This is a genomic window from Micromonospora sp. NPDC005413, assembly GCF_040606435.1.
In the GTDB taxonomy this organism is placed as follows: Bacteria; Actinomycetota; Actinomycetes; order Mycobacteriales; family Micromonosporaceae; genus Micromonospora.
This window is the reverse complement of the sequence record NZ_JBEXEV010000030.1, coordinates 84,141-93,140: the sequence shown is the minus strand read 5'-3', so window position 1 is coordinate 93,140 and position 9,000 is coordinate 84,141. Positions and strand designations below refer to the sequence as shown.

Annotated in this window: 9 protein-coding genes; 3 read left to right on the top strand and 6 right to left on the bottom strand. The window is 72.0% G+C overall.

Features of this window, described 5'->3' with window-relative positions; genetic code table 11:
* Window positions 1–1,147 precede the first annotated feature (1,147 nt).
* A complete protein-coding gene (locus tag ABZS37_RS25720) occupies window positions 1,148–1,459 on the bottom strand; it encodes a MazG-like family protein (RefSeq protein ID WP_355172950.1) in 312 nt (103 codons plus the stop codon).
* Window positions 1,460–2,030: 571 nt separating this feature from the next.
* Here ABZS37_RS25720 and ABZS37_RS25715 point away from each other — a divergent pair.
* Complete coding sequence (locus tag ABZS37_RS25715; RefSeq protein ID WP_355172948.1) at window positions 2,031–3,398, top strand: hypothetical protein; 1,368 nt, start codon at window positions 2,031–2,033, stop codon at window positions 3,396–3,398.
* 69 nt (window positions 3,399–3,467) lie between these two features.
* Here the strand turns inward: ABZS37_RS25715 and ABZS37_RS25710 are convergent, their stop codons facing one another.
* From ABZS37_RS25710 to ABZS37_RS25700, 3 genes are all read right to left on the bottom strand, one after another.
* Window positions 3,468–4,181: a hypothetical protein gene (locus ABZS37_RS25710; protein WP_355172946.1), complete on the bottom strand. Its 714-nt coding sequence runs from the start codon at window positions 4,179–4,181 to the stop codon at window positions 3,468–3,470.
* Between the two features lie 401 nt (window positions 4,182–4,582).
* Window positions 4,583–5,698 (bottom strand): DUF3626 domain-containing protein, encoded by a 1,116-nt coding sequence (locus ABZS37_RS25705; protein ID WP_355172944.1) that lies wholly within the window; start codon window positions 5,696–5,698, stop codon window positions 4,583–4,585.
* Window positions 5,682–6,146, bottom strand: coding sequence for a VOC family protein (locus ABZS37_RS25700; RefSeq protein ID WP_355172942.1), 465 nt, complete (start codon window positions 6,144–6,146; stop codon window positions 5,682–5,684). The genes ABZS37_RS25705 and ABZS37_RS25700 overlap by 17 nt, the downstream gene beginning before the upstream one ends.
* Before the next feature lie 58 nt (window positions 6,147–6,204).
* On the opposite strand from ABZS37_RS25700, the gene tsaA reads away from it, so the two are divergent.
* Window positions 6,205–6,633: a tRNA (N6-threonylcarbamoyladenosine(37)-N6)-methyltransferase TrmO gene (tsaA, locus tag ABZS37_RS25695; protein ID WP_355172940.1), complete on the top strand. Its 429-nt coding sequence runs from the start codon at window positions 6,205–6,207 to the stop codon at window positions 6,631–6,633.
* Between the two features lie 30 nt (window positions 6,634–6,663).
* On the opposite strand, the gene ABZS37_RS25690 is transcribed toward tsaA, so the two are convergent.
* Together ABZS37_RS25690 and ABZS37_RS25685 are read right to left on the bottom strand one after the other, a co-directional pair.
* Window positions 6,664–7,293, bottom strand: a complete 630-nt coding sequence (locus tag ABZS37_RS25690) for an MBL fold metallo-hydrolase (RefSeq protein WP_355172938.1) — start codon at window positions 7,291–7,293, stop codon at window positions 6,664–6,666.
* The gene (locus ABZS37_RS25685) at window positions 7,290–8,378 is read right to left on the bottom strand and encodes an S-(hydroxymethyl)mycothiol dehydrogenase (RefSeq protein ID WP_355172936.1); all 1,089 of its coding nucleotides are present in this window, start codon (window positions 8,376–8,378) and stop codon (window positions 7,290–7,292) included. Before ABZS37_RS25685 ends, ABZS37_RS25690 begins: the two co-directional genes overlap by 4 nt.
* 183 nt (window positions 8,379–8,561) lie before the next feature.
* Between ABZS37_RS25685 and ABZS37_RS25680 the strand changes: the two genes are divergently transcribed.
* Entirely contained in the window at window positions 8,562–8,981 is a 420-nt protein-coding gene (locus tag ABZS37_RS25680) for a hypothetical protein (protein WP_355172934.1), read from the top strand.
* Window positions 8,982–9,000 lie beyond the last annotated feature (19 nt).

The following is a 9,000-nucleotide window of genomic DNA, read 5'->3' as shown; positions in this document are numbered from 1 at the left end:
AGCTCCTTCGGGGGTAAGGACACCCAGCCGCCACAAAAGGGGGAACCGGCGTGCGGGGTGTGAGCACCTCGTCCGGGCGCATCAAAAATCAGGGGGGAAAGTCTTTGAGGGTTCGGCGCCTACGGGCCGGGGGTGGCTTGGGGCGCCGGGGTCGGCGGCCTACGAGCGGAGTGCTCATGGCGCCGGGTCCAGGTGTAACGACCGGCGGGCCGGGGTCATTCCGGGGGCGGCCCATCCACCGGCACCCACAAGGAAGCGATGACCGGGCGGCCGTTCGCAGGTGGCTGCAACGACCGGGCGGGGCCTGGCATCCCAACCCCGGGGGCCCGGCGCTCCAACCGCGAGGGCTCAGCGCTCCAACCCGGGGGGTCGGCGTTCCAACCCCGAGGCGCGGGGTGGCGGGCCGTGGTGCTGCGATCGTCAGGGTATGTAACGACCCCGGGCCGGCCATGATTCCAGGCCACGGGTGCGACCGGTCACAACCCAGAGGCGGCCGGGACCGGACAAACCACCCAGATAGCCCACCGGGCGGCGCCTCAGACACCGACCACGGGCATGATCCACTCCATATCGCCGATGTCGGGGCATCACACGCCCCGGACACCCCCACATCGGCGATGTCGTGTCGATCATGGATATGCCGGTCAGGCCGTCGTGCACGGGAACGAACAAAAGGCCCTTTTCGACTCTGAGTCAACCGACCGTGTGGGTGGGTGACAGGTTGCAGGTGCTGGGCCGGAGACCTCGCCAGACGATCGGGTGGCCCGGCAACCGCCCGTGGCCGGGGTGGCCGAGCGGCCTGCGCGGCCGAGCGGCGTGGGGGTGTCCAGAGCGGGCCGAGCGGCCTGCGCGGCCGTAACGGCGTGCGCGGCCGTAACGGCGTGCGCGGCCGTAACGGCGTGCGCGGCCGTAACGGCGTGCGCGGCCGTAACGGCGTGCGCGGCCGTAACGGCGTTGGGTGGCCAGAGCGGCGCGGGTGGGCCAGAGCGGCTTGCGTGCTGCCGATCATCCGGGAGGCCCGTGCCCGGCCACCGACGGCGACGCGTGGGCGACCGCCGGGGTGGGCCAGAGGGGCGTCGGTGGCCAGCGCGGCGTGGGTGGCCGAGCGGCCGGGTGGGCCAGGCGGTCCGGTGCGACGGGGCCACCCTCACTCGGGGAGGCGGGACCGGACCTTCGCGGCGCAGGCGTCCAGGACCGTCTGTGCGTCCAGTCCCAGGCTCTCTATGGCCACCAAGGCCGTAAAGGCGACGTCGGCCAACTCCGCCGCGACGTCGTCGCGGGTGTGGGTGACGCCCTTGCGCGGATTCTGCCCGAGCAGACCGATCCAGGCGGCCGACGCCTCCCCCGCTTCCTCGGTCAACTTGAGGATGCGGCAGGTAAGTTCCGTCTGCCCGGTACCGTTCGCCGCGTCCAACCAGCTGCGCGACGCTCGGGCCGCCTCCCAGATCGACTCGTCCACGGCGCCCAGTCAACCCGACCGCCCCACCGCCCGCGCAACCGGGTACGGCGGTGCCATGCCAGCCTCCGACACGCGCAGGCCTCCGACAAAGTGCTGGCCTCCGACACAAGCGGGCCTCCCGACACAAGCAGGCCTCCGACACAAGCAGGCTCCCGACACAAGCAGGCTCCCGACACAAGCAGGCTCCCGACACAAGCAGGCTCCCGACACAAGCAGGCTCCCGACACAAGCAGGCTCCCGACACGTGCTGACCTCCGGGCACCTGCAGGCCTCCGATCGTGCGGGCCCCGGCACGTCCCCAGCCCCCGACAAGCGGCGCCGACGAGAAGCCACCCGGCCGACGAGAAGGGTCGGCAGCACCCCGGTCGGAGCAGCGGCTGCGGAAAGACCCCGGGCCACCCGTCCAGGCGTACGGACTGGTCTGATCAGCCGGACAGCCGTGCTTGACCGGCCGATCAGCGCAGCCATTGACACTGGTCTAAGGCGGTCCTAGGTTCAGGGCGCTACCGGCCCGTAGGCAACCGTCCCGCCTCGTCGCCCCCGGGCGACATCCGTCCGATGGGGAGCATCGATGCTGTCCGTACCCGTTCGTACCCTCCGCCGTCTGCTCGCCGCCACCGCGACGCTGACCCTTGCGGTCGGGCTGGTCGGCGCTGCGCCGGCCAGCGCCACCGGTCGCGACCCGGGGGGTGGCCAGCCGCTGCCCGGGTACACCATCGAGAATCCGCCCCTGGCTCCGCTGGTGGTGGGTGGCAAACCGACGACGGTACGCCAGGGCGTGCACCGCCACGCCGGGTACATCATCGAGGTTCCCGCCCGGTGGAACGGTGACCTGGTGCTGTGGGCGCACGGCTACCGCGGCCAGGGCACGGTGCTTTCGCCGGAGGCGCCGGGCTTCGGGTTGCGGCAGCGTCTGCTGGAGCAGGGGTACGCGTGGGCGTCATCCTCGTACGACCGCAACGGCTTCGACATCCGTTCCGGGGTGCTGGGCACCAAGGATCTCGCCGACCACTTCGGGCGGACGGTCCGGCGGCCCCATCACACCTATCTCGCGGGGGTGTCGATGGGTGGGTACGTCATCGGTCGCTCGCTGGAGCAGTATCCCGGCTATTACGACGGGGCGCTGCCGATGTGCGGGGTGCTCGGCGACCAGACCCTGCTCGACTTCTACCTGGACTACAACCTGGTTGCGCAGACCCTCAGCGGGGTGCCGGCGTATCCCACGCCGGCCGACTACCTGACCAACGCGGTGCCCCGCATCCAGGTGGCGCTCGGCCTGGCCGGGCTGACCCCCACTGGGCCGGACACCACCACCGACCGGGGCAAGCAGTTGCGGGCGATCACGGTGAACCGTTCGGGCGGGCCGCGGCCGGGTGCCGACGCGGCGTTCGCGGTGTGGAAGGACTTCCTCTTCTCGATCAGCGTGACCAGCGGCGGTGTCACCCCCGGGCAGCGGCCCGGGCAGCTTTCCACCAATCTTTTCACCCGCTACACCCCGAACAGCCCGGTCAACGTCAACGCGACCGTGCAACGGGTCGCCCCGGAGAACGTCGTGCAGCGGCTCCTGCCGACGCTGACCGAGGTGCCGCGGATCGCCGGTCGACCCACCGCGCCGGTGCTCAGCCTGCACGGCCTCGGTGACCTGTTCGTGCCGTTCAGCATGGAGCAGGCGTACGCCACCGACGTGGCGCGGCACGGTCGCAGCAAGTTGGTGGTCCAGCGGGCCATCCGGGCCACGCAGCACTGCGAGTTCACCCCGACCGAGGCCGGCGCCGCCTGGGACGATCTGATGTCCTGGATACGCACCGGCAAGCGCCCGGCCGGCGACACCGTGACCGACCCGGCGGTGGTGGCCCGGCCCGACTATGGCTGCCGGTTCAGCGATCGGGCCGCGTACGCCGCCGGCGTCGGCACCCGCCGCCTCTACGCCGCCTGCTGAGGTACCCGGACACGACGACACCGGCCGGCCCCCTGAACGGGTGCCGGCCGGTGGTCGGATGTGCGGGTGTCACCAGAGCTGCTGGACGACGTCCGCCGCCTGCTCCTCCCACTGCGCGTACGCGTAGGGAAAGGCGGAGACCTGGACGGTCTGCGCGGCGGCGGTCAGCGGCAGATCCTCCCAGCCGCCGACGTTCTTGAGTGCGCTGAAGAACGCCGTGGCGGAGTACTCCGGGTCGGTGATCTGCTCGGGCGTGCCCCAACCGGACGACGGGCGCTGCTGGAACAGGCCCTGCGAGTCGTGGTCGTTGTACGCGCCGAGGTGGCCGAGGTTGTAGAGCTTCGACTCCTGCAGCGAGGTGGCGACGCCGATCACCGCGCCACGGTCGCCGACGCCGGTCTTCTTCGCCACGTCGACGATTGCCCGCGCGTTGTCGAGCTGTGCGTCGTCGAGCGGGATGCGCGACTGGGCACCTTCGATGCCGTGCGGGATCAGTTCGGCGCGGCTCGGCTTGCCGGCCGGCGGCTTGCCGGTGGCGGAGCCGGTGGTCAGGCCGGACTCGACGGGCTGGTCCTCCTGACGTGCGGAGGTGGCGGCGTTGCCGGTGGCGAGGTCGATGGCGGCGACAGCGCCCTCGTGCGGCCCGGAGGTGACCGGGGCCGCGGCGGCAGTCGGTGCGAGCGCCAGGCCGCCGAGGGCGGCAACACCCGCAACGCTCAGCGCGGTCTTGCGGTACGAGTCCTTAGCGATGGCGGGGAGCCATCGAGTGAAGTCGGCCTTCACGATGGTTGCCCTTTCGATCGTGCGGAGTGCTCCGGGGTGAACACTCCTCGGGAGATGACCGCGGAAAGGGTTTGGGCTCCGGCGGTACGGGGGACACAACCGGGTTCAGGTGTCGGGCATTCCGGAAATGCCGGTGCACCGCCAAGGTGCGGTCCCGGTCACCCCCGGGAATCGGACAGTCGGCTCAGCCGCGCCGTCGGATCGACGCGTTTCCGCCCGGACGGGCGTGATCCACTCCACGTCGGCGATCTGGTGGTGTCGCGGCGGCCGGATGCCCCCGTATCGGGGATGTGGAGTCGATCTCCCGCCGGCCGGAGCGAGCCGCCCGACCCGAGCGAGCCGACCGGACCGAGCCGGCCCGGAACGAGCCGCCCGGAACTGGACAACCGGGTGATCTGCCGTCAAGCGACGTGTGGGGTGCCGTACCGGACGAGGACGTGCCAGAGCTGTTTGAGGTGCTGCAGGGTCTCCGTGGCCGAGCCCCGGTCCGCCCAGCGTGTCGGCTCGGTGACCACCGACACCGCGCCACGACCGATCAGGGCCGCGTCCACCGGATCACCCGGTCGGGCGAACTCCCGGTGCAGACGCTCCGCCAGCACCGGGATCGCTGGGCCCCGGAAATCCGGGTCGACCCGGTTGACCGCCAGCGCGAAGCCGGGGTGCCACCGCAGCGGAAAACCGTAGCGCTGAGCGAGCAATGCCAGCGTCGCGCCGTTCTCGGTGCCGGCGAAGGACGGATCCACCACCAGTTCCTCGACGTCCTGAGCGAGGTCGAGGACGCCGTGGATCTGGGCCTCCACGTAGTCGTCCAGCGCGCGACCGGCGGTGGGCGCAGTGGTCGGCCCGGCGAGCAGTGTCCGGACCAGGGTGGCGACGTCCAGGCCGGTGCGCCCCAGGCATTCACCGGTGGCGGCGGTGCCGGTCAGGAGCCCGGCGAGCACCGCCTCGAAGGCATCGCCGGTGCCCACCGTACGCGGGTCAAGGTGGCTGTCGCCGAGGCAGAAGGTCGCCCGGGTCAGCACCTCCGGGCGCAGCCGCAGATGACAGGAGCCGAAACGGGGGCAGGCGCCGTCCGCGTGGTCGAGCAGGTTGATTCCGCCGTATGTGGGTCGCTGCTCCCGTGTCACCTCCGGCCGCTGGTACGCGCCGTCGAACATCCGTTGCTCCCAGCGGTCCCGATCGCCGCCGGGGTACGCGGTGAGGCCGCCGTTGGAGATCCCGGTGACGAACTGACTGCGGTACGCCCCGTCGTCGGCCAGCGCGGCGGCGACTGTCCGCCCGTCGACGCACAAACGGTCGGGGTGGAAGTTGACCGTGAGCCGGCCGAACTGGAGGACCTCGGCCAGCAACTGCTCCGGCCGGTGACGGACGCCAGCGGTGGTGAGTTCCCGGGCAATGGCGGCGAGGGCGGCGGGACGCTCGGCCACGGCGAGCGACCGCACGTACGCCAGCGCCGCCGTCTGCGCCGTGGGGAGAGCCTCGGCGCGCAACCTGCCCGACTCAGCGGTCGCCGTCACGTCCGAAGCCGTCCGTCCCGGCCCGCTCGTCGGGCGTACGCAGCTCCTCGAAGACGGTGATCTGCAGGTCGGCGGGCGCGTCGAGACGGGAGTTGAGGGACTGCCAAGGCGTGCGCGTGGGGGGCGCGATCTCGCTCGCCCCGGCGGCGACCAGTCGGGTGGTGGTCGCCTCGGCGTCGTCCACCTCGAAGGCCACCCGGATGCGGGGCGCGACCTGCCGACCCACCTCGACCTCGTCGATCATGCGTTTCTGCGCCGGGTTGGCGATCTCCAGGGTGGCGCGTCCGGCCTCCAGAATCATCACTTGCGCGTCCCCGTCGCCGCTGAACGCCGCCTCCTCGGGCAGGCCGAGCGCATCGCGGTAGAACGCGACGGCGGCCTCGTAGTCGGCGGCCTCCACCACGAGGCGCAGCTGACGGACAACGGGTACGGGAGAGTCGGCGACCATGAGCGGGATCCTAGCGTCGCGGTGAGACTAGATTGAGAGCGTCCAGAGGGGAGCGCCCGTGGTCGAGGAAGCCAGCGATGACTCGTACCTGCTGCGCCCGGTCGGCCGGGTCGTCTCGCCGCTGACGGACATGGCGGAGGCGCCACGCCAGGGCGACGAGGGCGCGCCGACGGCGTGGCTGGTCTTCGACCCGCGGGTCGGCCGGGCCCTGCGCGACCTGCGGGTGGGGGCGGAGCTGCTGGTGCTGACCTGGTTGGACCGCGCCCGGCGCGATGTGCTGGCGGTGCACCCGCGCGGCGACGAGAGCCGGCCGGAAACAGGAGTGTTCAGCACCCGCGCCCCGCACCGGCCCAATCCGATCGGGCTGCACCGGGTGCGGGTCCTGGCGGTGGACGGGCTGCGCGTCGAGGTGGCCGACCTGGAGGCCCTCGACGGCACCCCGGTCCTGGACATCAAGCCGTTGCTGGGCGCGGTCGACGAGCGCTGAGCCGTCGACCGCGCGCGTGCCGGCCAGGGTTCAGTGGCCCCTGGCCAGCCACTCTTCCAGGTGCGGAGCCTCCGCGCCGATCGTGGTGTCGTCGCCGTGACCGGTGTGCACGATCGTCTCCGCCGGCAGGGTGAGCAGGCGGGTACGGATCGACCGGACGATGGTGTCGAAGTCGCTGTACGAGCGGCCGGTCGCACCCGGACCGCCGGCGAAGAGCGTGTCGCCGGTGAACACCACGCCCAGGTCCGGGGCGTGGAAGCTGCACGCGCCGGGGCTGTGCCCGGGGGTGTGCAGCACCCGCAGCGTGGTGCCGGCCACCTCGATGCTCTGCCCGTCGTGCAGCTCGCCATGCGGCGGCAGGTGCGGGTGGACCATGTCCCAGAGGACCCGGTCGGCGGCGTGCAGCAGCACGGGCGCGCCGGTGGCCTCGGCCAGCTCGGGTGCCACCCGGACGTGATCGTCGTGGGCGTGGGTCGCCAGGATCGCCGTGACCTGCCGGTCACCCACCAGGGCGAGGATCGCGGCCACGTCGTGCGGCGCGTCCAGGACGACACACTCGCTGTCGTCGCCGATCACCCAGACGTTGTTGTCCACGTCGAACGTCTGCCCGTCCAGGGAGAACGTGCCGGCGGTGACCGCGCGGTCGACCCGGGCGGTCACGGGAACACCACCACCGAACGGAGCACGTCACCGTGGTGCATCCGTTCGAACGCGTTCTCGACCTGGTCGAGCGCGATCTCCTCGGTGACGAACGCGTCCAGGTCGAGCCGGCCCTGCAGGTACAGCTCGGTGAGCATCGGGAAGTCCCGGCTGGGCAGGCAGTCGCCGTACCAGCTGGACTTGAGGGCGCCGCCACGCCCGAAGACGTCCAGCAGCGGCAGCTCGATCTGCATCTGCGGGGTCGGGACGCCGACCAGCACCACCGTGCCGGCCAGGTCGCGGGCGTAGAACGCCTGCTTCCAGGTCTCCGGTCGGCCCACCGCGTCGATCACCACGTCGGCGCCGAAGCCACCGGTGGCGGCACGGATCGCCTCGACCGGGTCGGTCTCGGAGGCGTTCACGGTGTGCGTGGCGCCGAACTTGCGGGCCCATTCCAACTTACGGCTGTCGGTGTCCACCGCGACGATCGTCGTGGCGCCGGCCAGTGCCGCACCGGCGACCGCCGCGTCTCCGACGCCGCCGCAGCCGATCACCGCGACCGAGTCGCCGCGGGTGACGTTGCCGGTGTTCATGGCCGCGCCCAGCCCGGCCATCACGCCGCAGCCGAGCAGACCCACGGCGGCGGGTCGGGCGGCCGGGTCGACCTTCGTGCACTGGCCGGCGTGCACCAGGGTCTTTTCGGCGAACGCGCCGATGCCCAGCGCCGGGGCGAGCTCGGTGCCGTCGGTCAGGGTCATCCGCTGCGTGGCGTTGTGGGTGTTGAAGCAGTACCAGGGGCGACCCCGGCGGCAGGCGCGGCAGACCCCGCAGACCGCACGCCAGTTGAGCACCACGAAGTCACCCGGGGCGACGTCGGTGACGCCCTCACCGACCTGCTCGACGATGCCCGCCGCCTCGTGGCCGAGCAGGAACGGGTAGTCGTCGTTGATGCCGCCCTCGCGGTAGTGCAGGTCGGTGTGGCAGACGCCGCAGGACTGGATCCGGACAATCGCCTCACCAGGCCCGGGATCGGGCACCACGATGGTGGTGACCTCGACCGGCGCGCCCTTGCTGCGGGAGATGACTCCCCGGACTTCCTGGCTCACTTCGCCTCCTGCTGGTGGTCTGCGGCGGGGTCCGGTGCCGGGCAGGCGGGTGTGCCACGGGCTCGGCGGTGGGCCCCTGGCGAACCTACCGCGACCACCACGGCCGGCCCAGCCCACCCGGCGGTTATCGCGCCCCGCGTCGGGTACGCGGGCCGCATTCGACCACGGCCATCGGGAGTGACCATGAAGCTCGCGCACCTGCCGCTGAGGCTCAGCATCGGCGCGTACTTTCTCAACTCGGGTCTGGGCAAGCGGAATCTGGAGGGCGCCGCTGCGGAGGGCATGCACGGGATGGCGGTCGCCGCCATGCCCCAGTTCGGCCAACTGGAGCCGGCACGCTTCGCCAAGCTGTTGTCGTACTCGGAGATCGCGCTCGGGGCCGCGCTGCTCGCGCCGTTCGTCCCGGCGCCCCTGGTCGGGCTCGGCCTGACCGCGTTCGGCGCGGGCCTGGTGCAGCTGTATCTGAAGACGCCGGGGATGCGGGAGCCCGGCAGCGTACGCCCGACGCAGCAGGGCGCGGGGCTCGCCAAGGACGTCTGGCTGGTCGGGGCCGGACTGACGCTGGTGTTGGAGGGGCTGACCCACGGTCGTCGGCACCACTGACCCGGCGGGCGGCCTGAGG